The organism is Parabacteroides vesiculifaciens (assembly GCF_049860805.1).
Lineage (GTDB): Bacteria > Bacteroidota > Bacteroidia > Bacteroidales > Tannerellaceae > Parabacteroides.
Map to the genome: position 1 here is coordinate 2,657,699 of NZ_CP187555.1, position 21,042 is coordinate 2,678,740.

The window sequence follows — 21,042 nt, forward strand, 5'->3', positions numbered from 1 at the left end:
AAAGACAAAAGCGTCAATTCGTGGGAGCAAAAACAGCTTTCAAAAAGTCCCACGAATAAGCCACGTGAGAACTGCCTGAAACTGCTATTTTTTGCCGAAGTAGAGAAAAAGAAAAAGCTCTGAAATCCTTGAATTTCAGAGCTTTGCTTTAATTTTGTATTTACTTTTGCGGTGCGTACGGGACTCGAACCCGTGACCCCATGCGTGACAGGCATGTATTCTAACCAACTGAACTAACGCACCAAAATGTTTTTTGGCGGTCCGGACGGGACTCGAACCCGCGACCCCATGCGTGACAGGCATGTATTCTAACCAACTGAACTACCGAACCATTACTTTTTCAAGTGCTATTCCTCTGAATTGCGATGCAAAAGTAGGTGGTTTATTTGAATTATGCAAGAGTTGCACACATATATTTTTTATTATTTTTCAATCATCTCTGATAATAAACCTCTTACACCGAAACTTTTTTATTTATATTCTGAAAGACACATCCGTTGTAGTCTTGGTATTATTCCATAGTTCCGTCTGTTATGTATTGCAGCACCCTTATTAAGCGAAAAATATAGGAACAGAAGAATCCATTTTTGCCAAAAAGAAACGAATTCCAAGCAGATTCATAGCCGATACAATAAGCCAAGAATGGCAAACACGGCAGTTTATCACGAATAACATCTATTCTGCAACTTTTCATAAAGCAGACATCTATATGTCATGATAATTTGTTAGTTTTGCAGCTCAATATAAAAAAGGAAGCAACAATGGATGTCGCCATTATCAAATACAATGCCGGAAATATTTATTCTGTGAGTTATGCACTGAAGAGACTGGGAGTCGAAGCAACGGTCACAGCAGATCCGGAACTGTTATGTAAAGCGGACAAAGTGATCTTTCCGGGGGTCGGTGAAGCACAGACCACGATGGAGCACCTAAAAAAACATAAACTGGATGCGATTATAAAAGGATTGAAGCAACCCGTTCTGGGCATTTGCCTCGGCATGCAATTGATGTGCCGCCATTCGGAAGAGGGAGATGCGGAATGCTTGGGCATTTTCGATACGGAAGTAAAACGTTTCATCCCGCAGCAACATGCAGATAAAGTCCCGCACATGGGATGGAACACGATTACGAATGTTAAAGGCGAACTGTTCAACGAGCAATTGGAGAACAAGTTTGTTTACTTCGTACATAGTTATTATGTACCCGTAAACGAATGCACCGCCGCCACAACCGAATATATTCTTCCGTTCAGCGCTTCCTTGCATAAAAACAATTTCTATGCGACTCAGTTCCACCCGGAAAAAAGCGGTTCGGTCGGCGAGGTTATATTAAGTAACTTTTTAAAACTGTAATGTGATATGATAGAGTTGATTCCGGCAATAGATATGATCGACGGGAAATGCGTACGCCTCACCCAGGGCGATTACGACACCAAGAAAGTGTATAACGAAGATCCTCTCGAAGTAGCCAAGATGTTTGAAGATCATGGCATCCGCCGCCTGCATGTGGTAGACTTAGACGGAGCGCGGCAAGGACGGATCATCAACTACCGCACATTGGAACGGCTGGCGACACGTACTTCGCTTATTATCGATTTCGGAGGCGGACTGAAACAGGAAGGAGATCTGGAAATAGCTTTCGAAAGCGGTGCGCAGATGGTTACCGGAGGAAGCATCGCCGTGAAGAACCCGGAAGTATTCACCTCCTGGATCACCAAGTTCGGTCCGGGGAAAATAATCCTCGGAGCAGATGCCAAAGATAAAAAGATCGCGATAAGCGGATGGGAAGAGACGACAGACAAAGAGTTGATCCCTTTCATCCGGGATTATTACGACAAAGGAATCACGAAGACAATCTGCACGGACATCAGTCGCGACGGCATGCTGCAAGGCCCTGCCATCGAATTATATAAGGAGATACAGGAACAAATACCTCTGCTCTACCTGATAGCCAGCGGAGGCGTCAGTTCCATACGAGATATTGAAAAACTGGCTGAAGCAGGTATTCCGGCTGTCATCTTCGGTAAAGCGATTTACGAAGGAAAGATACAGCTGAATGATTTGATCCGCTTCACCTGATAAAAACAATAATTATATATGCTTGCCAAGAGAATAGTACCCTGTTTGGACATAAAAGATGGAAAAACCGTTAAGGGAATCAATTTCGTAAACTTCCGCGATGCCGGCGACCCGGTTGAACTGGGAGCACAATACAGCCGGGAAGGAGCGGACGAATTGGTATATTTAGATATAACCGCTTCGCACGAAGGGCGTAAGACATTTACGGAACTGGTAAAGAAGGTTGCGGCCAATATCAGCATCCCTTTTACGGTCGGGGGCGGCATCAATGAGCTGAAAGATGTGGACCGCTTGTTGAGTGCCGGAGCCGATAAGGTTTCCATCAATTCGGCAGCCCTGCGCAACCCGAAGTTGATCGAAGAGATTGCCAAAAACTTCGGCAACCAGGTTTGTGTGGTAGCCATCGATGCCAATTTCGAAAACGGCAATTGGATATGTTACCTGAACGGCGGACGTATTCCGACGGAAAAGGATCTTTTCCAATGGGCTTCAGAAGCGGAAAGCCTGGGAGCCGGAGAAATCCTGTTTACCAGTATGACACACGACGGAGTGAAAGACGGCTACGCCAACGAAGCGTTGGCTACGCTGGCTGACAACCTGCACATCCCGGTCATAGCTTCGGGAGGAGCCGGGAAAATGGAGCACTTCCGCGACACATTCGCTCTGGGAAAGGCGGATGCGGCGTTGGCGGCAAGCGTGTTCCATTTCGGGGAAATCGGCATAGGAGCTTTAAAAGAGTATCTCCATAAAGAAGGGATCAACGTCCGCATTTAATATAACATATCATGGCGGATCAATTCCGCCATGATATAAATACCGATACGAAAGTATATAACAACAAGATAGAAAATGAAATTAGATTTTGAAAAAATGGGCGGCTTGATTCCCGCCATCGTTCAGGACTACAACACAAACAAGGTATTGATGTTGGGCTTTATGAACGAAGAAGCTTACGAAGAGACAAAAGCAACCGGTAAAGTAACATTTTTCAGCCGTACGAAAAACCGTATCTGGATGAAAGGCGAAACCAGCGGAAACACCTTGCAGGTAGTCACCATCGCAGCCGATTGCGACAACGACACACTGTTGATCAAAGCTATTCCCGCCGGTCCCGTATGCCATACCGGCGCCGATACTTGTTTCGGCGAAAAGAATGTGGAAGACATCATGTTCCTCAAATATTTGCAGAACTTCATCGAACAGCGCCGCCAGGAAATGCCGGAAGGTTCCTACACCACTACCCTGTTCCAGAAAGGTATCAACCGCATGGCACAAAAAGTGGGCGAAGAAGCTGTCGAAACAGTTATCGAAGCCACTAACGGAACAGACGACCGCCTCGTCTACGAAGCTGCTGACATGATCTACCACCTGATCGTATTATTGACAAGTAAAGGACTTCGCATCGAAGACCTCGCACGCGAATTAAAAAGCAGACATAAAGGATAATAGCAATGGAAGAGACAACCCTGCTCAAACTGGATAAAGTGGAAATCTGCCGTGAAGAGAACGTAATCCTTCATGAAGCCTCCTTTACGCTCCACAACGGAGAATTTGTGTATGTGATCGGAAAAGTAGGTTCCGGCAAGAGCAGCCTGTTGAAATCTTTGTACTGCGAGATTCCCATCAACCAAGGGGACGCATGGCTGTTAGACTATAACCTCTGTAAGATGAAACGGAAAGACATTCCCTACCTGCGCAGGAAATTAGGCATTGTCTTTCAGGATTTCCAGCTTTTGACCGATCGCTCGGTACACAAAAATCTCGAATTCGTCCTGAAGGCGACCGGATGGAAAAAGAAAAGCGAAATAGACGAGCGGATCGACAACGTGCTGTTCCAGGTCGGAATGCAGGATAAAGGCTACAAGTTGCCGCACGAGCTTTCGGGCGGCGAACAGCAACGTATCGTGATCGCCCGTGCCTTGCTGAACGATCCGGTATTGATCCTTGCCGACGAACCGACCGGAAACTTAGACCCGGAAACAAGCGGGCAAATCGTACAGCTTCTGCACGACATTTGCCGCAAAGGAACGGCTGTCGTCATGACGACCCACAACTACACGCTGGTACATAATTATCCCGCGCGTATAGTAAAATGTGAGAATGCCTGCCTAAGTGATGTTGGAGAATAATTTTTTATGTAACTTTGCACACGCATTTAAAGCGAAGAAGAACAAATTAATATAGTAAAAGAAAATGAAAGTTTTAAAGTTTGGCGGTACTTCTGTGGGATCTGCACAGAGAATAAAAGGTGTAGCAAAACTGATTACGGGAGAACGTAACATTGTAGTCTTGTCTGCCATGTCCGGTACAACCAACTCATTGGTTGAAATCTCGGATTACTTGTACAAGAAAAACCCTGACGGAGCAAACGAGGTCATCAATAAACTGGCGCAAAAATATTACGGCCATATTGAAGAACTCTACAGCACCGACGAATATAAGCAGAAGGCCAAAGAACTGATAAAACATCATTTCGATCATATCCGCACGTTTACGAAAGATCTTTTCACACTGTTCGAAGAAAAGGTGGTCCTGGCACAGGGCGAACTGATCTCTACCGGTATGATGAACCTCTACCTGAACGAATGCGGCGTAAACTCCGTTCTGATTCCGGCATTGGATTATATGCGTACGGACAAGAATGCAGAACCGGATCCCGTCTACATTAAAGAAAAGCTCGTCAAGCTATTGGACGAACACAAGGATGCAGACCTCTTCATCACACAAGGTTATATCTGCCGCAATGCTTATGGCGAGATCGACAACCTGCAACGTGGCGGCAGCGACTACAGCGCCTCTCTGATCGGTGCGGCTATCGGTGCGGAAGAAATCCAGATATGGACAGACATCGACGGTATGCACAACAACGATCCGCGCATCGTTGAAAAGACATCGCCGGTTCGCCACCTGCATTTCGAAGAAGCTGCCGAACTGGCTTACTTCGGAGCCAAGATTCTGCATCCGACCTGTATCTTGCCGGCCAAGTTGAACAACATCCCTGTCCGTTTGCTGAACACGATGCAGCCGGAAGCTCCGGGTACCATGATCTCCAACATGACGGAAAAAGGGAAGATCAAAGCTGTCGCCGCAAAAGACAATATCACTTCCATCAAGATCAAGAGCGGCCGTATGCTGCTGGCTACCGGCTTCCTGCGCAAGGTGTTCGAAATATTCGAAAACTACCAGACTCCGATCGACATGGTAACCACTTCCGAAGTGGGTGTTTCGGTTACGATCGACAGCCGCAAGCATCTGGAAGAGATCGTGGACGACCTGAAGAAATACGGAACGGTTACGGTGGACGAAGATATGGTAATCGTTTGTGTAGTAGGTGACCTGGAATGGGAGAACGTCGGCTTCGAAGCCAGCATCGTCCAGGCGATGAAAGATGTTCCGGTACGGATGATCTCGTACGGCGGCAGCAACTACAACGTCTCGCTCCTTGTGAAAGCCTCCGACAAGACGAGGGCATTGCAAGCATTAAGCGATCATTTGTTCAACAACTAACAGTACATACATAAGAAAATTTCAGGCACGGATTACATGGATTACATAGTTTGAGCGAACTCAGAAAACAGTGAAATCCGTGTAATTCGTGCCTATTTTATATACTAATTACCATATATGTTAAAAGGGAAATTTCCAATAGACAAATTCAAGGCTTTGACAACGCCTTTCTATTATTATAATATCGAGCTGCTGAAAGAGACGCTCGATATGGTGAAAACGGAAGCCGGAAAGTATGGCTATCATGCCCACTATGCAGTCAAGGCGAACGCCAATCCCCGTATCTTGTCTGTTATCGCAGAATACGGCCTGGGAGCCGATTGTGTGAGTGGCGGTGAAATACAGGCTGCACTCGATGCAGGTTTTCCTGCCGGCAAAATCGTTTTTGCCGGTGTCGGCAAAGCGGACTGGGAGATCAACTTAGGACTTGACAACGATATTTTTTGCTTCAACGTCGAATCGGCTGCAGAACTGGAAATATTAGATGAACTGGCTGCTGCCAAAAATAAAGTGGCCTCGATCGCCCTCCGTATCAATCCGGAAGTAGACGCCCATACACATGCCAAGATAACGACCGGCATGAAGGAAAACAAATTCGGTATCAACCTGAGCCAGCTCGGGCAGGTGTTAGACTTAGTCAGCCGCCTGGAACACGTCAAACTGATCGGCATCCATTGCCATATCGGTTCGCAGATTACAGATATGGCTGCTTTCCGTGGCCTGGTAATCCGTGTCAATGAAATTCAGGAAGAGCTGGAAGCGCGTGGGATAAAGGTTGAAAACCTGAACTTCGGTGGCGGCCTCGGCATCGACTATTATCACCCGAATCATTTGCCCATCCCGGCATTCGACAACTATTTTGCCGTATTCAACAAACTGCTTGAGCTTCGTCCGGGACAGCAGGTTCATTTCGAACCGGGACGTTCCATCGTCGCACAATGTGGTTCGCTGATCTCAAAAGTGCTGTATGTGAAAGTCGGTGAAACGAAGAAATTCTGTATTTTAGACGCCGGCTTCACCGAGCTGATCCGCCCAGCCATGTACGACGCATACCACCGCATGGAAAATATCACCAGCGACGAAGAAGTTGAAGTTTATGACGTTGTCGGCCCGATCTGCGAATCGTCCGACGTGTTCGGCAAAGACATCGAACTGAACCGCGCCCACCGTGGCGACCTGATCGCCCTCCGCTCCGCAGGCGCTTACGGCGAAGTAATGGCTTCGCAATATAACTGCCGGAAGTTGCCGGTGGCTTATTATTCGGACAGGTTATAAACAAGAAAACCGTCCTGTTCCCGCGCTTGACGCGGGATCGCACTAAAACTGCCCCTATAAACATCTGATTGATAAGGCCGGTTCTTTTGCAGCCCCGCGTCAAGCGCGGGGACAAGGGGGCTTTTATTTTTCACATTTACTTACTATCTATTACTTTCTATCAATTTAAAACCTTACATCTGTAATATTTATTTACCAAGTCTAACATTATAAAATTACCGCGTATGAAAACACATGCAAACAATCCTCCAAATTCAGGTTGTATCTCTACATTACAAATGATCAATATACAACCCTAAAAACAGCCCATCATCATGAAAAAATTTGTTTATCTCTTTTTAATGATATTTGGTATACAGTCCGGCAGCACAGCACAAAGTCAGTGGTCTTTCGGGCCTAAAATCGGTTTGGGAATATCAGATGTGTCGGTTACAGGCATAGACCATAATTCTCGTACTGGCGTTACTGCCGGGTTATTTGGAGAATACAGGATTCAGAACTTCGCATTAGAAGCTGATTTTTTATATGCGAACCAAGGTTTCAAATGGAATACGGATGCTATTGAAGAGAACTATCTGCTAATTCCTCTGAAAGTCAAATTATATATGCCTTACATATTGAAAGGACTAAACATTTTTGCCGGACCGCAATTGGATCTTTGCATAAAAAGAAACGATTGGATTTGGCTATTGATGTCCGGCGAAGATGGGGCAGGAACGGGTAAACAAAACATTCCCTATCAAAACACATTAGCCTCCATCACTTTCGGCTTAGGCTATCGCTTCGACTTCGGGCTGGACCTGGCATTCAGTTATAATGCCGGTATCGTCTCAAATGTAAAAGAGTACTCCGACAAGAACCGCGTTTTCCAAATCACCGCCGGTTACGACCTTTGCAAGCTGTTCAAGCTTTGCGGGAAGAAATAGGATCGCATCCTTAGCCATAAAAAGAAAGCGGAGATGGCAGGATCTCCGCTTTCTTTTTATATTGTATTTCTCAATCAGAGCAACCGCACCAAATCTTGTGTAATGCTTCATATTATCGTTTTTCCAAAATCATCTGTCACTCTATCACAGATCAGTATATACGATTTGATATTCAATGGATATGCAAGTGATAGAAGCCTGTTTTATCTATCACTTATCTATCACCCCTCTATCACCCCGGATTTTGACAGATACAAAGATTAAAATAAAATACAATTAAAAATCAGAATGTTATACCGATTTCGAGAGAAAAAGATACCTAACTTCAGCCTTGAAAGATAAGACTTTATTTGTGTAAATACTGCTATAAATAATGCAAATCACGTAATAAAATTCACCCTACACCCCCATGTAGCTATTTCCGACATCCGGGTCTTACGCTCCATAGACCCGGATGTCGGAAATAGCTACATGGGAGTGTAGACCAAATTCTCTCCCGGCTTTTGCTTTGAAAAGCCTGCAGCTTATGTAAAAAAACTTAGGTTAATGCGCGATTTAATATTTGTTTAGCCTGTTTTTACATTTGTTTGGCCGATGTAATCAAAGTGGACTTTTGAGGGAGAATATTTGTAATATATTAACTATTAGCAATATACAAAATATATCGCAATCAAAGAGTGATAGATAGTGATAGTAGCGTGATAGATGTAAATTGCATGTATCACTTTATATACATATTGATTATCAAAACCTGTATAACGTTCAGTGATAGAGTGACGGATGATTTTGGAAAAACATAATAATGAATAGCCCATCCCATCTACTGAATTTTGGTGCGGTTGCCCTGCTGTAAAATTAAGACAGGCTTTTATATAGGCTGGCAACCACTTTACTGCGATAAAATCAAAAATCCTCCGTACATTTGTATCTCCAAAGACAAGATATCGATGAGCGAAAATTTACTTACATTCTCTGCCCTTGAACTATTCCTGGCCGGAATTACAGGCGTGTTGTTTATCATACAAATACTTTATTATCTGGTGACATATGCGCGTCCGCTACGTGCTGCGAGGGAAGCGGAAAGCAGAGTACGGGTTACGGCAGACAAGGAAGTCAAGCCTGTCTCCGTCATTGTCTATGCCCACGGCGAGCCGGAAGACTTACGCAATAACTTACCGGCTTTTCTGAACCAGGACTATCCGGATTATGAAGTGATCGTCGTAAACGACGGTTCCGATGCCGAAAGCGAGGATGTTCTCAAACTATTCTCAAACGAACATAAACATCTCTACTATACCTATGTGCCTGCCGGCGCCCACTACCTGAGCCACAAAAAACTGGCACTCACAATGGGAATCAAAGCATCCAAGCACGACATCCTGCTTTTCACCGAAGCCGATTGCCGCCCACTCGGCCCTAAATGGATAGCGACAATGGCCGGTACTTATAACCCGGAAACCGAAATTGTGCTGGGTTTCTGTACATATCGCCATACGAAAGGATTCTTTCAAAAGTTAGTCGCATACGATAACCTTATGAACGGTTTGCAAATGCTCTCTTCCGCCCTCTCCCATCGTCCTTATACGGGAAACGGGCGAAACCTATCCTACCGCAAACAGTTGTTTTTTGCCCGTAAAGGTTATTCCAAATCCCTGTACCTTCACGCCGGAGCGGACGATCTCTTTATCAACGAAGCCGCCACCGGCACCAACACACAGGTACAATATTCACCGGACGCCCTGACTGAAATGGGCAAAATAGAAGATTCTGGCATCTGGAAAGAGATGAAGGTATCCCGTGCCGCCACAGGACGCTATTACAAAGGAAATGCTTTGCTCTTTTACCGGATGGACAATTACAGCAATCTATTGTTTCTCCTTACTGCCGTCGCGGGTTTTATCACCGGTATTTTAGGGAACTGGTTGGTTTCCATACTAACAGGATTGCTTTTGGTCCTCCACTTTACGGCAAAAGCAGTCGTCCTTCGCAAATCGGCCCTTCTCTTGCAACAGAAACCACTGACAGCTTGGTTACCTGTTCTGGAAATCGCACAACCGGCCTATAACCTGTACGTCCGCATATACCGCTTGTTCAAATGGAGAAAGGATTTTACAACTAAAATATAGCTTTACTCGAACCGTATGCTTTTAGCAGGTTCGATGCGGGTAATCAGGTAAGAGGGTCCCAGCATCATCAACATGGCAGCCGCCAACGTACCGACATTCAACAGGATAAGGGAAACGACATTCAAATCGATGGGAACCGCATCTAAATAATAGACGGAAGGATCGAGCTTCACGACACGGAAACAGGATTGGACGAGGCAAAGCGCGATTCCGATCACATTGCCCCAAATCATTCCTTTGCCGATCAGGAAAAAGGATATATAAAGGAATATCTTACGGATGCTGGTGTTATTTTCTCCTAATGCTTTCAGAATACCGATCATGTTCGTCCGTTCCAGGATGATGATCAGCAACCCCGAAATCATGGTGAAGCCGGCAACGGCAAGGATCAGTATAAGAATGACCACCACATTGATATCCTGCACATCCAGCCAGTCGAATATCATCGGGTTCAGTTCCTTGATGGAACGGGTATAATACATATTGCCATTCCGGTCCTGTTTCTCGGCAAGATCGAAATACAAATCTTCGGCAATCCGGTCCAGATGATCATAATCGTCCACCTGCAGTTCCAAGCCGCTCACCTCGTCGGGAGCCCAACCGTTCAGGCGGCGTATTTGGCGGATATCGGCAACCACAAACAGTTTGTCGTAATCGACAAAGCCCGTCTCATAAATACCTGTTATACGGAATTTACGGGCACGCACTTCATCTTGCACAAAATAAGTCAAAAAGGAATCGCCCACTTTCAATCCCAACAGGTTAGCCAGAAACCGGGAGATCAACACATCCGTTGACGCCTTATCGGCAGGAAGGGTAAACAGCTCGCCCTCTTTCAGATTATTACGGAAGAAAGTCCAGTCGTAGTTCTCATCCACTCCTTTCAGGACAATCCCCTGGAAATCGGTATCCGTCTTCAGGATTCCCGGCTTCGTGGCAAAAGCCTCCACGTGCGTAATACCCGGGAAAGACTTCAGATAATCCAGCAACGTATCGCTTACCGCGATCGGAGTCGATTCGTAAGAAGCATTATTATCGAAGTTCGTGATCTGGATATGGGAGCCGAAACCGATCACCTTGTTCCGGATCTCCTTCTTAAAACCAATGACTATAGCAACCGAAAGGATCATGACAGCCAGCCCCAGGGCTATTCCGACCATCGCGATACGAACAACAGGAGGAGTAGCCTGCCGGTCTCCCTCCTTACTGAAATAGATGCGTTTTGCTATAAAATACTCGAAACCCAAGATAATTATTCATTTATACTGTTCTTCCCGGATAAGCCTCCAATGCCTTCTGAAGCACCACGAGCGCCTTCGCCAGGTCTTCTTTTTTCAGTACGTACGCCATACGGACTTCGTTCTTACCCAACCCCGGAGTCGTGTAGAAACCGGTAGCCGGAGCCATCATGACCGTCTGCCCTTCATATTCGAAATCACTCAGGCACCAGGCACAGAACTTATCGGCATCATCGACCGGCAATTTGGCTACCGTATAGAAAGCCCCCATCGGAATCGGGGAGTACACACCCGGAATACGGTTCAAGCCGTCGATCAAACATTTACGCCGTTCGACATACTCATCGTACGTTTCACGTGCATATTCCTCGGAAGCATCCAAAGAAGCCTCGGCTGCAATCTGTCCGATCAATGGCGGGCTCAGGCGTGCCTGACAAAACTTCATAACGGCACTGCGGACTTCGGCATTCTTCGTGATCAGCGCACCGATGCGGATGCCGCATTCCGAATAACGCTTGGACACCGAGTCGATCAGCACCACGTTCTGCTCGATCCCTTCCAGATGGCAAGCCGAGATATAAGGCGAACCGGTGTAGATAAACTCACGGTAGACCTCATCCGAGAAAAGATAAAGATCATATTTCTTCACGATATCCCGGATCTGGTTCATTTCACGACGGGAATATAAATATCCGGTCGGATTATTGGGATTACAGATCAGGATCGCTTTGGTACGCTCGTTGATCAACTCTTCGAACTTCTCCACTTTAGGAAGGGAAAAACCCTCTTCGATCGTTGTCGTCACCGTACGGATCACCGCCCCCGCCGAGATTGCGAAAGCCATATAGTTGGCATAAGCCGGTTCGGGCACGATAATCTCATCACCCGGATTCAAGCAACTCAGGAAAGCGAACAATACCGCCTCCGAACCGCCTGTCGTAATGATAATATCATCCGCCGTCAGATTTATATCGTACTTCTTATAATATCCCACTAATTTTTCACGATAACTGCGATATCCCTGGCTCGGGCTGTATTCCAACACCGAACGATCGATCGTCCGGATCGCATCCAATGCCGCTTGCGGGGTAGGCAGGTCAGGTTGACCTATATTCAGGTGATATACATGAACACCTCTCTGTTTGGCAGCATCAGCCAACGGGGCAAGTTTACGAATAGGGGAAGCCGGCATATCGGCTCCTCGTTGTGAAATATTAGGCATTACTTTTACGGTTTGTTTTTAGAATGAGGCAAAGATAGGAAATAATTTTCAACTTTCAACTGTTTAGATTCCCGGACGCGGCGAATCCTTACTTGCATGCATAGTCGAAATAAAGGCATTCGGATCGATTTCCTTCACCTCATCTTTCAAACGGGGCAGGTCTTTACGCTCGGCAATGGTAAAGATGATTTCTTTTTCCTTCCCTTCATACATACCACGTCCGTGCAAGAAAGTACCGCGCATTCCCATCTTCCCGACAATCAGGTCTTTTATCTCTTGCGTTTTCTTCGATACGATAAAAACCGCCCGGTTGGGGTTCTCGGTCTGGAACATTTCTACAATCTTCCCGTACACGAAAATAGCAAACCAGGAATACAAAGGGACAGCCCAATCCTGAAAAACAATCAATCCCAGCAAAACCACCAGAGAATCGAGGACGATAATCATATTGCTGACCTTCAAGTTTGAGTTATTGGCAATCACACGTGCCAGAACATCCGTTCCCGCACTGGTACTCTGGGCCCTGAATACGCAAGTCACCCCGATACCCAGAATCGCTCCTCCATAAAAACAGGCGATAAAACTATCGTTCTCTACCAACGGCTGGTTTCCAAGAACATAAGACAATGAATCCGTAAAGATGGAGATCAGCACAAACGTCACGATCGTTTTAGGACCCGACGCCAACCCGATCTTCTTCATCGCCAGGATCATCAGCGGGATATTAAAACAAAGGGCCGTAGCACCCATCGGCAATCCGTCGGGCATAAAAGAAAAAAGATCTTTTGTTACATAATGCAGGACGATCGAGATGCCATACACACCTCCCGGCACAATCTTGTAGGGAGCCAGGAAAAGGACATAACTAAGTGCTTGAAAAAAAGCACCGATAACGATCAAAGTGTAGTCTGCTACATTTCTTTTCAAAGCGGCATTAGAGGCCAGATTAAGCGGTTGTTCCATGTTTGCGTTGTTGTTCGATTTTTGTGTTGTTCATTATTTGTTAAAACAGCACAAAGATAGATAAAAAAGAAGAGATTGTACACATAAAGCATACAATCTCTTCAGCTATCAAAAATAACCTGATCCGGATCGAATTATCAGAAATTCAAGGCACGGTTATTATTATTTGTCACATTCAACAGAATCACATATTTGCGATACTGTTCCGGTGTAAGAACCTTCTTCATCAACTTCAGATTTCCATAGACTGCCTGACGCATCTTTTTGTCACGTATCTTTTCACTTGCCCGGAGGCTTTCTCCCTGCATATCCAGGAAGTACTCGTTGATGTTTGCTACCTCATTGGCCTGGTAAGAAGACAACTGCAAATAGTTGCTCAATTTTTCAAAGTTAATAGCAAACGGTTCTTTACTCACATTGTTACGGTTCTCGCGTGCAAACCCCATTGTTGCACATAATAAAACGGCTGCTACAGCCATACCTAAACGTCTCATAATACCTAAACATTAAATTGTTAAACCTAAACACAGGGGCCCTTTGCCCCTTCTCTTTTTACCTTTTATCTTTTTGTTTCTGCAAATATAACAATGTGTTTTATAACATTGTTCTTGGATATGGCAAAATATTGTTAACAATTAGCAAATTGGATATCATTTAACATTTTAGACATCTTTTTGAGACGTAAATGAGATATTTATTACAAATAAGATACAATACCACTCGTTAATAGATCTAATCGATAATCACATAAACACAATCTATTAAAGCCAGTTTACCCCGTTTGTCACCCTTTGCGCCCGATTCTTATTCCCTGCTACAGGTCTTTCAGATTAAACAACCCGAAAGTCAGATAATCGTCATCTTCGGGTTCGACACCGATATGCTCAATATTCAAACCTTCGGCGGTAACAAAAGAATTCGTCCAGTTCCATTCCTGCCCCGTACCGATTTCCGTCTCGCCCAGATAACGGAATTGATCGTCCATCACGATAATGGTCAACGGTTTTCGATCAATAGGAGTTTTCATATCCGCATCAGGCAGTCCACGTTGCAAATAGCGGTAATAGACTTTGCGGAACGGGTCGTAAAGGAGAGCAGCGTATAAATCCTGCTCCAAAAAGCAAGCATAAACAAGTTCGTCCGGCGTACGCTTCGCTTCATGGTCGATAGAGCGGATCGTCCCGGCAGCATTACCGCCACCATAGACTTTTGCCTCGGCATCAGTATTCCAATCCGAAATATAAAGGTCATGCGAGCAGGTGAAGCTATGAACCATCTTTCCTTCGGGGCTGATAGCCGGATAAGGTTGCAGAATCAGGTCGCCACCCCAATTGTAGCCGTTGCCGAACAGTTCTTCCGGATAAAGATGGTGGTATTCCGTCTTGTTAGTCGCCAGATCGATACAGGCGGTAAAACGGAAATTTTCCCTGTCCGCCAAATTTTCCGGGAAAGGAGACATACCGGGCAAAATCAAATGATTATCGATCAACATCAACGGTACGACAGGAGAAAACATATATTGCGGGTTATGCAACGCCCATTCTTTATCTTCCTTATCCAACAAAGTAACACGGTTATGCACACGACCGCTACTGTCCGCCAAAGCGATCTCGATCAACGGACGGTTGAACACGTAGATCGAATCCGGGCTTTTGATATAATAAGCGCCCGCACTCATGATCGCGTCGGCTCCTTCGCGTTCAAATGCGATCTGCTTAAGATAAGTCGTATCCGAATAGCGGTAGAAATAGATCGCATTCTTCCGGTTGTTCAGAAAGGTCAGTAAACAATCGCCCGCCTCATCGGTGCAAACCTGGATATAAGGAGGTTTAACTTTCGTATCCGTATCGAGCCGGAATCTCTTTTCACCCGTTTCCACCAGTTGTTTGGTAGCCGTTAACTTCCCCCTGAACTCGTTCTTCACACTTTTCCCGTTGCCGGAACAAGCTGCCAACAACAGCAATGCCAACAAATAACAATAACAACTTTTCATATCATTCTATTTTCTTATCACTCTGAATTCGCACTTACCGGAACCAAGCAGTCCTGTTCCATCCACCCCTTCCGCCACTCCGGTAAAACCGGTATTGATATCGGAGCAATAGAAAGAAACCTCTGCTTCTCCTTTCTCATCCGTTATCACAGAAGGTTCCCATAACAAAGTATTGCGGGCATCGGGTGTCGACAATTGCATATCTATTTCGTCCGGCTTATAAAATTCGCGGGCAGCGTAGTAGCCTTTTGTACGCCAAAGATTGTTCCGGCGAAGGAGCTCCTCTTCCGAATAAATAGGGCCATGATAAATAACAGTTTGTTCATCTTCCACAATAAACCATTTCCCTCCATCGAAATATTTGGGTTTAATAATCCGATAAGCTTTCCCCTCTACGGGTTTACTTCGTTTTTCCAGAGGAACGATATATGCATTAGGACAATAACGAGGATCATGATGTACCGTATACCCATCTTTATAATTTTCCAAATGTCCTTCCGGACAAACCCAGGGCATATCTATATCCATCTGTGCCAAACTGTCTAAACGTCCCATGAACTTATCCCTGAAAGGTCTACGCGCCTTGCGGGTAACCACAACCTCATCCAGCAAGATCGTACTGTCATTACTTACGACCGGCATATCGAGAATCGTTTCTTTTACTGACTGGGATAGATCGATAAGCGGGTAATATCTATTTTTCTTTTTCCTTATACTATCGATTTGAGAGAAATAATCTTCTATTTCAAGTTTAGGTTTAAGTTCTTTCGATAACATCGGTTTCAAATACACATAACCGCCCCGAAGCTCTTTCAACATATCCGTACCAACAGTGAAAAAACCGGCTGAATCGGCCCATACATACATTGAATTACCGTCTGCCCCGGATATCTGGATAAGCTGTTCCGTCCCCTGCGCTCTTTTTCCTTTTTTCTTGCTGCCGATAGATTGCATACCTATTATCTTATCGGACAAAAACAGATTCTCCCGATCAGGGGCATTTTCCATATTCCAGACATACCGCCTCCAACCCTGAGTCAGCAACAATAAATCCATTGCCTGCATACGATCTTTATTCTTATCGTCGAAATAATAAAGCGGATTATGAACCTTTCCCCGTATCTGGGAGGATAGATAACAATACGCCAGTATATCCACAGGATCTGCGGGGTTGATATACGCCTTATCAAATACGCTGATGCCGAGATTCGCTTTTACCGGCGCTCCGCCCTCATCCGTGACCTTTATTTTTAAAGTCGCTTTTTCACGAATGGCATATGTTTTCTTATCCGGTTCAATATTTACCCGTAACTTCTTTTCCGGATTCACATAAACCAACCTCTCGGCAACCGGTTGCATACTGCCATTAAATAAGGTAAACTCTGCGATCCCCTGATAAAGAAACTCACTTAGGGGAATTTTTATTTTTACCCGGTCCTTCAATATCCCCTTTGCTACGCAACAAACCATTCCACGGATTTGCCCTAACAGGCAGACCTCCTGAGCAGGTGCTCCCTCCGTTTGCGAAATAAAAAACTCCAGATACTTCTTGCTTTGTTTAAACAAACGCAACGTCATTCCTTGAATATAAATCTCCGGTAAAGAATAATCTGTACCATTATCCAACGCTATATGGTATTTCTTCTCCGAATCAGGAGTAAAGAAGAAAGCACCCATTCCGTCATGACTACTTGCAAACCGGACGACAGGGGTATTGCCTTCATATAAAAGCCCCTTCACCTCTACCGGATAGCCTCTGCCATCTGTAGCTTTAAATGCCACACGGGAAGGCAATCCCGAAACCAAGTTCCCCCCCTCCGGAAAAACAGTAAACCGCAAACTGTCTTTCTTAACACTCTCCGTTTGTTGGTTGTCATGGGCAATATTTTTGACAACCCTTAATTTACGGGAAGAAATAATGCCTGTCGTATCCTTGTGGAAGGAGTGGCGGGTATAGGCTTCCAGGAAATAATCGCCCTCGGCCAGTTTCTCATTTATATAAACGTGGCCTAATGCCATACCGTTTTCCACCGGGTATTTTTCTTGCCAAACTACGCTATCCTTACTATTTATCATTTGCAGATACAAGGTCCGGCTCTGACCGGACATAGCGAAAGACTGCGCATTCAACTGATAGGCTTTGAACCAAAGGTCTTCACCTGTCTCATAAATGCCCTTACTGGTTTGGAGATAGATAAGTTCGGAAGGAAAACCGGCATATTCTTTATTGATAGAAGCGACCCACGCCTCATCAACCACTTGCTGGCAAAAGCACGGCAAACAGGTATATGTCAGTAAAAAAAGGATTAACAGAATGTTTTTCATACAGCCGATATTTTGACTGGCCTTTTCATAATTCATTTGCATGAATAGGGCGAAAGCATCCTGAAGTATTTGGCCGCAATTTGTTTTCATAATATAAACTTTTATCAGATTAATAATTTATGCTTCTCATACGATGGCTTAACCCAACGCAGATAAACGCCGAGCGAAGCCAGGCAACAACCGGCTCCAACTCCATAAGCCACAGCCAGCCCGGCATAGGAAGCGATAAAACCGGCCGAAAGCATTCCGATACCGACTCCCAAATCAAAAGAAGTCAGATAAGTAGAGGTTGCCGTGCCGCGCATATTGTGCGGAGCGACATTGACAAAGAGGCATTGGAAAGCCGGAACTCCCACTCCGTACCCGATGCCGATCATCAGGGCGCAGGCAAAGAAAACCCAAGGCTGGTGGACAGTCGCAAACACGGCAAATGTCACCAACAAGCAGACGGAAGAGCAGACCGACACCCAATGGATTTTCCCATGATCGACCAACCGCCCGGATATCAGGCGCGACGTTCCCACCCCGATCGCCATATAAATAAAGAAGTAGCCCGGATCGGCCACCTCTATTTCCTTCCCGTACAGAACGACAAAAGAGGTAATCATCCCATAAGGAATCGCAACCAGGATATAGGCAAGCGCCGCCGGCAATGCCTTCACCAGGATAAAGCGGTCGAGGGAAAAATGCGGACGCGGAACCTTTTCCCGCTTCGGATAACGGATCAGGCAGACAGAACCGACTCCGATAAAAGCCGCCACCCATCCTATCGAGACAACCGGATGAAACCCTCCTTTCCCATAAATGGCAACTGCCGCCAACGGAGCCAGCGACATGGCTAAGTTGATCGTCAGTCCGTAAAACCCCATTCCCTCGCCACGCCGGGAAGAAGGGATCACATCGATGGCAATCGTATTGCCGGCAACCGAAGTCAGCCCCATAAAGCCGCCCTGTATGAAACGGACAGCCATAATAGTCAGCATGGTCGTGGCAATCAGATACCCGCCGAACATGAAAGCAAAAACAAAAAAGGCAAAAAGATATAACGGCTTACGCGAGAAGCAATCCACCAGAAAACCCGAAAAAGGACGGACGCAGAGCAGTCCGATCGTATAACTGGACAACGCGATCCCCACATTTGCCGTATCGATTCCCAGAACTTCCACGAGATAGACCGGCATCGTCGGCATCAGCATATAGAAGGAGAAGTTCATCAGGAAATAGGAAATGCAACATTGCACAAAATTCCGGTTCCACAATATAGGTCTGCGATCCTCCATTTTACAGATTTCAGATAAATTTTCATTTACTTACGCCAGCTCACTTAACTCCAGCCAGCGCATTGTTTTTTCGTCTATTTCTTCAATTACTTTTGCGATCCGTTCGGATTTGGCCAGCAGCTCGTCGTTGCTTAATGTACCGCTGCTCATGGCCGTTTCCAACTCGGCTTTTTCGGCTTCGAGTTGCGGGATTTCGATCTCGAGCGCTTCAAACTCCTTACGTTCCTTAAAAGTCAGTTTCTTTTTCTGTTCCTTTTCGGGACGCGACGTTTTCTCCACGACGGGAGCCATTTTTGCCTGGCGCGCCGCTTCAGCCTCTTTTTCCTGCCGATCCAGCTCCTCTTTCCAATCGCGGTATTGCGTGTAGTTGCCCGGAAAATCCTTTATATCGGCATTGCCGCGGAACACCAACAGATGATCGACCACCTTATCCATAAAATAACGGTCATGCGACACAACAATCGCACATCCCTTGAAATTACGCAGATATTCTTCCAACACATTCAGCGTGACGATATCCAGATCGTTCGTCGGCTCGTCCAGCACAAGGAAGTTCGGGCTACGCATCAGGACCGTACAGAGATACAATCGGCGTTTCTCCCCCCCGCTCAACTTGTAGACATAACTATGCTGTTTCTCCGGAGCGAAAAGGAAATAGTTCAGGAACTGTGAAACCCCCATCTTCTTTCCGTCACCCAGATCGACATATTCGGCGATATTCTGTACCACATCGATCACCTTCATCTGTTCGTCAAACTGGAGGCCGTCCTGGCTGTAATAACCGAAGCGGACCGTCTCGCCCACATCAAAACGGCCGCTATCGGGTTCCACTTCCCCCATCAACATCTTGATAAAAGTGGACTTTCCCGTTCCGTTATTCCCGACAATCCCCATCTTCTCGTAACGGGCGAATATATAGTTGAAATCTTCCACGATCTTCAGATCGCCGAAACGCTTCGAGACATGTTCCGCCTCGAAAATCTTCGATCCGATATACGAAGCCTTCACATCCAGATTGACGCTTCCGGCTTCATGCTGCTGTTTGGCTTTCTTTTCGAGTTCGTAGAAAGCATCGATCCTGTATTTCGCTTTTGTCCCGCGCGCCTGCGGCTGACGGCGCATCCAGTCGAGCTCCTTACGGAGCAGGTTGCTGGCGCGGTCCACCTCAGCATTTAACGCATCCATACGTTCCTGGCGCTTTTCCAGATAATAGCTGTAATTCCCCTTATACTGGTAAATCTGTTTCCGGTCTATCTCGATAATCTCGCTGCAGACGCGATCCAGGAAATAACGGTCGTGCGTCACCATCAAAATACTAATGTTCGCGCGAGAAAGGTATCCTTCCAACCATTCGGTCATTTCCAGGTCCAGGTGGTTGGTCGGCTCGTCAAGAATAATCAATTCAGGGTCGGTGATCAACACGTTTGCCAAAGCCACCCGTTTCAGCTGGCCGCCGGAAAGCGTTTCCACCTTTTGGTCGAAGTTCCGGATCTTCAACTGCCCCAAAATCTGCTTGGCACGCTGTTCATAATCCCACGCTTTCAGATTATCCATCCTGAGCAGGATATCTTCGAGGTTGGAATGATCGCCGCTCGCCATCGCCTGTTCGTATTCGGCGATCAAACGCACCGTCTTGTTCGGCGAATAGAAACACGCCTGCAAAACAGTCAGGCCATCCGGATAATGCGGCGTCTGCTCCAGATAGCCTACCCGCAAGTCGTTACGAAACACAACCGCACCGCTGTCATACTCTTCTTTTCCGGCTATAATATTCAGTAAAGTTGTTTTCCCCGTACCATTCTTGGCTATCAGCCCGACTTTCTGCCCCTGCGCGATTCCGAAAGTGATATCTTCGAATAAAACCAAATCGCCGAAGCTTTTAGTCAGCTTGTCTATTTGTAAATAGCTTATCATATATTCATATCTGCTTTAAATGCAGGACAAAGATACAAAAAGATCAGGCACGGCGGATGGTATTATTTTGTATAATTCATGCCAGTCTAATTTGTCTTCGCCAATGTCGTGCATATTTTCGACGTTGTCGTGTATATTCCCGACATTGTCGTTTATATTCTCGACGTTGTCGAAAACAAATTACATAAGCATCCG

Annotated in this window: 17 protein-coding genes and 2 tRNA genes; 9 read left to right on the plus strand and 10 right to left on the minus strand. The window is 45.8% G+C overall.

Features of this window, described 5'->3' with window-relative positions; all coding sequences use genetic code 11:
• Nucleotides 1-169: 169 nt before the first annotated feature.
• Together ACPYIV_RS10875 and ACPYIV_RS10880 are read right to left on the minus strand one after the other, a co-directional pair.
• Nucleotides 170-243: transfer RNA gene (locus ACPYIV_RS10875), tRNA-Asp, on the minus strand.
• Nucleotides 244-254: 11 nt separating this feature from the next.
• Nucleotides 255-331: transfer RNA gene (locus ACPYIV_RS10880), tRNA-Asp, on the minus strand.
• A 430-nt stretch (nt 332-761) separates the two neighbouring features.
• Here ACPYIV_RS10880 and hisH point away from each other — a divergent pair.
• The 9 genes from hisH to ACPYIV_RS10925 all read left to right on the plus strand — a co-directional run bounded on the left by hisH (nt 762) and on the right by ACPYIV_RS10925 (nt 9,912).
• Nucleotides 762-1,352: an imidazole glycerol phosphate synthase subunit HisH gene (hisH, locus tag ACPYIV_RS10885; protein WP_293734781.1), complete on the plus strand. Its 591-nt coding sequence runs from the start codon at nt 762-764 to the stop codon at nt 1,350-1,352.
• Between the two features lie 6 nt (nt 1,353-1,358).
• Nucleotides 1,359-2,078 carry a 1-(5-phosphoribosyl)-5-[(5-phosphoribosylamino)methylideneamino]imidazole-4-carboxamide isomerase gene (hisA, locus tag ACPYIV_RS10890; RefSeq protein ID WP_293734780.1) on the plus strand — a complete coding sequence of 240 codons (720 nt, stop codon included), beginning with the start codon at nt 1,359-1,361 and terminating at the stop codon, nt 2,076-2,078.
• A gap of 18 nt (nt 2,079-2,096) precedes the next feature.
• Entirely contained in the window at nt 2,097-2,852 is a 756-nt protein-coding gene (hisF, locus tag ACPYIV_RS10895; RefSeq protein WP_301704150.1) for an imidazole glycerol phosphate synthase subunit HisF, read from the plus strand.
• 75 nt (nt 2,853-2,927) lie between these two features.
• Nucleotides 2,928-3,524 carry a bifunctional phosphoribosyl-AMP cyclohydrolase/phosphoribosyl-ATP diphosphatase HisIE gene (hisIE, locus tag ACPYIV_RS10900; RefSeq protein ID WP_005640797.1) on the plus strand — a complete coding sequence of 199 codons (597 nt, stop codon included), beginning with the start codon at nt 2,928-2,930 and terminating at the stop codon, nt 3,522-3,524.
• Between the two features lie 5 nt (nt 3,525-3,529).
• Entirely contained in the window at nt 3,530-4,207 is a 678-nt protein-coding gene (locus ACPYIV_RS10905) for a cell division ATP-binding protein FtsE (protein WP_425882969.1), read from the plus strand.
• A gap of 64 nt (nt 4,208-4,271) precedes the next feature.
• Nucleotides 4,272-5,585 carry an aspartate kinase gene (locus ACPYIV_RS10910; RefSeq protein ID WP_293734776.1) on the plus strand — a complete coding sequence of 438 codons (1,314 nt, stop codon included), beginning with the start codon at nt 4,272-4,274 and terminating at the stop codon, nt 5,583-5,585.
• 117 nt (nt 5,586-5,702) lie between these two features.
• Nucleotides 5,703-6,860, plus strand: coding sequence for a diaminopimelate decarboxylase (gene lysA, locus ACPYIV_RS10915; protein WP_293739604.1), 1,158 nt, complete (start codon nt 5,703-5,705; stop codon nt 6,858-6,860).
• A gap of 314 nt (nt 6,861-7,174) precedes the next feature.
• Entirely contained in the window at nt 7,175-7,786 is a 612-nt protein-coding gene (locus ACPYIV_RS10920; RefSeq protein WP_425882972.1) for an outer membrane beta-barrel protein, read from the plus strand.
• A 947-nt stretch (nt 7,787-8,733) separates the two neighbouring features.
• Nucleotides 8,734-9,912 (plus strand): glycosyltransferase, encoded by a 1,179-nt coding sequence (locus ACPYIV_RS10925; RefSeq protein ID WP_293731834.1) that lies wholly within the window; start codon nt 8,734-8,736, stop codon nt 9,910-9,912.
• A gap of 2 nt (nt 9,913-9,914) precedes the next feature.
• Here the strand turns inward: ACPYIV_RS10925 and ACPYIV_RS10930 are convergent, their stop codons facing one another.
• The 8 genes from ACPYIV_RS10930 to ACPYIV_RS10965 form a co-directional block, all read right to left on the minus strand.
• On the minus strand, nt 9,915-11,159 hold the full coding sequence (locus ACPYIV_RS10930) for an ABC transporter permease (RefSeq protein ID WP_425882974.1): 1,245 nt from the start codon (nt 11,157-11,159) through the stop codon (nt 9,915-9,917).
• Between the two features lie 13 nt (nt 11,160-11,172).
• The gene (locus ACPYIV_RS10935; RefSeq protein WP_425882976.1) at nt 11,173-12,372 is read right to left on the minus strand and encodes a pyridoxal phosphate-dependent aminotransferase; all 1,200 of its coding nucleotides are present in this window, start codon (nt 12,370-12,372) and stop codon (nt 11,173-11,175) included.
• Between the two features lie 63 nt (nt 12,373-12,435).
• On the minus strand, nt 12,436-13,335 hold the full coding sequence (locus tag ACPYIV_RS10940; RefSeq protein WP_293731832.1) for a YitT family protein: 900 nt from the start codon (nt 13,333-13,335) through the stop codon (nt 12,436-12,438).
• 137 nt (nt 13,336-13,472) lie between these two features.
• Entirely contained in the window at nt 13,473-13,829 is a 357-nt protein-coding gene (locus ACPYIV_RS10945) for a hypothetical protein (protein ID WP_293731831.1), read from the minus strand.
• Nucleotides 13,830-14,149: 320 nt separating this feature from the next.
• The gene (locus ACPYIV_RS10950) at nt 14,150-15,328 is read right to left on the minus strand and encodes a DUF4221 family protein (RefSeq protein ID WP_293731830.1); all 1,179 of its coding nucleotides are present in this window, start codon (nt 15,326-15,328) and stop codon (nt 14,150-14,152) included.
• 6 nt (nt 15,329-15,334) lie between these two features.
• Nucleotides 15,335-17,653: a hypothetical protein gene (locus ACPYIV_RS10955; RefSeq protein ID WP_425882979.1), complete on the minus strand. Its 2,319-nt coding sequence runs from the start codon at nt 17,651-17,653 to the stop codon at nt 15,335-15,337.
• A gap of 104 nt (nt 17,654-17,757) precedes the next feature.
• A complete protein-coding gene (locus ACPYIV_RS10960; RefSeq protein ID WP_293740879.1) occupies nt 17,758-18,933 on the minus strand; it encodes an MFS transporter in 1,176 nt (391 codons plus the stop codon).
• Between the two features lie 30 nt (nt 18,934-18,963).
• Nucleotides 18,964-20,847 carry an ABC-F family ATP-binding cassette domain-containing protein gene (locus ACPYIV_RS10965; protein ID WP_425882982.1) on the minus strand — a complete coding sequence of 628 codons (1,884 nt, stop codon included), beginning with the start codon at nt 20,845-20,847 and terminating at the stop codon, nt 18,964-18,966.
• Nucleotides 20,848-21,042: the final 195 nt, after the last annotated feature.

Excerpts from the sequence above, each read along its gene's own strand:
- hisH (WP_293734781.1), top strand. The coding sequence starts at position 762 with ATGGATGTCGCCATTATCAAATACAATGCCGGAAATATTTATTCTGTG.
- hisA (WP_293734780.1), top strand. The coding sequence starts at position 1,359 with ATGATAGAGTTGATTCCGGCAATAGATATGATCGACGGGAAATGCGTA.
- hisF (WP_301704150.1), top strand. The coding sequence starts at position 2,097 with ATGCTTGCCAAGAGAATAGTACCCTGTTTGGACATAAAAGATGGAAAA.
- hisIE (WP_005640797.1), top strand. The coding sequence starts at position 2,928 with ATGAAATTAGATTTTGAAAAAATGGGCGGCTTGATTCCCGCCATCGTT.
- ACPYIV_RS10905 (WP_425882969.1), top strand. The coding sequence starts at position 3,530 with ATGGAAGAGACAACCCTGCTCAAACTGGATAAAGTGGAAATCTGCCGT.
- ACPYIV_RS10910 (WP_293734776.1), top strand. The coding sequence starts at position 4,272 with ATGAAAGTTTTAAAGTTTGGCGGTACTTCTGTGGGATCTGCACAGAGA.
- lysA (WP_293739604.1), top strand. The coding sequence starts at position 5,703 with ATGTTAAAAGGGAAATTTCCAATAGACAAATTCAAGGCTTTGACAACG.
- ACPYIV_RS10920 (WP_425882972.1), top strand. The coding sequence starts at position 7,175 with ATGAAAAAATTTGTTTATCTCTTTTTAATGATATTTGGTATACAGTCC.
- ACPYIV_RS10925 (WP_293731834.1), top strand. The coding sequence starts at position 8,734 with ATGAGCGAAAATTTACTTACATTCTCTGCCCTTGAACTATTCCTGGCC.
- ACPYIV_RS10935 (WP_425882976.1), bottom strand. The coding sequence starts at position 12,372 with ATGCCTAATATTTCACAACGAGGAGCCGATATGCCGGCTTCCCCTATT.
- ACPYIV_RS10940 (WP_293731832.1), bottom strand. The coding sequence starts at position 13,335 with ATGGAACAACCGCTTAATCTGGCCTCTAATGCCGCTTTGAAAAGAAAT.
- ACPYIV_RS10945 (WP_293731831.1), bottom strand. The coding sequence starts at position 13,829 with ATGAGACGTTTAGGTATGGCTGTAGCAGCCGTTTTATTATGTGCAACA.
- ACPYIV_RS10950 (WP_293731830.1), bottom strand. The coding sequence starts at position 15,328 with ATGAAAAGTTGTTATTGTTATTTGTTGGCATTGCTGTTGTTGGCAGCT.
- ACPYIV_RS10955 (WP_425882979.1), bottom strand. The coding sequence starts at position 17,653 with ATGAAAAACATTCTGTTAATCCTTTTTTTACTGACATATACCTGTTTG.
- ACPYIV_RS10960 (WP_293740879.1), bottom strand. The coding sequence starts at position 18,933 with ATGGAGGATCGCAGACCTATATTGTGGAACCGGAATTTTGTGCAATGT.
- ACPYIV_RS10965 (WP_425882982.1), bottom strand. The coding sequence starts at position 20,847 with ATGATAAGCTATTTACAAATAGACAAGCTGACTAAAAGCTTCGGCGAT.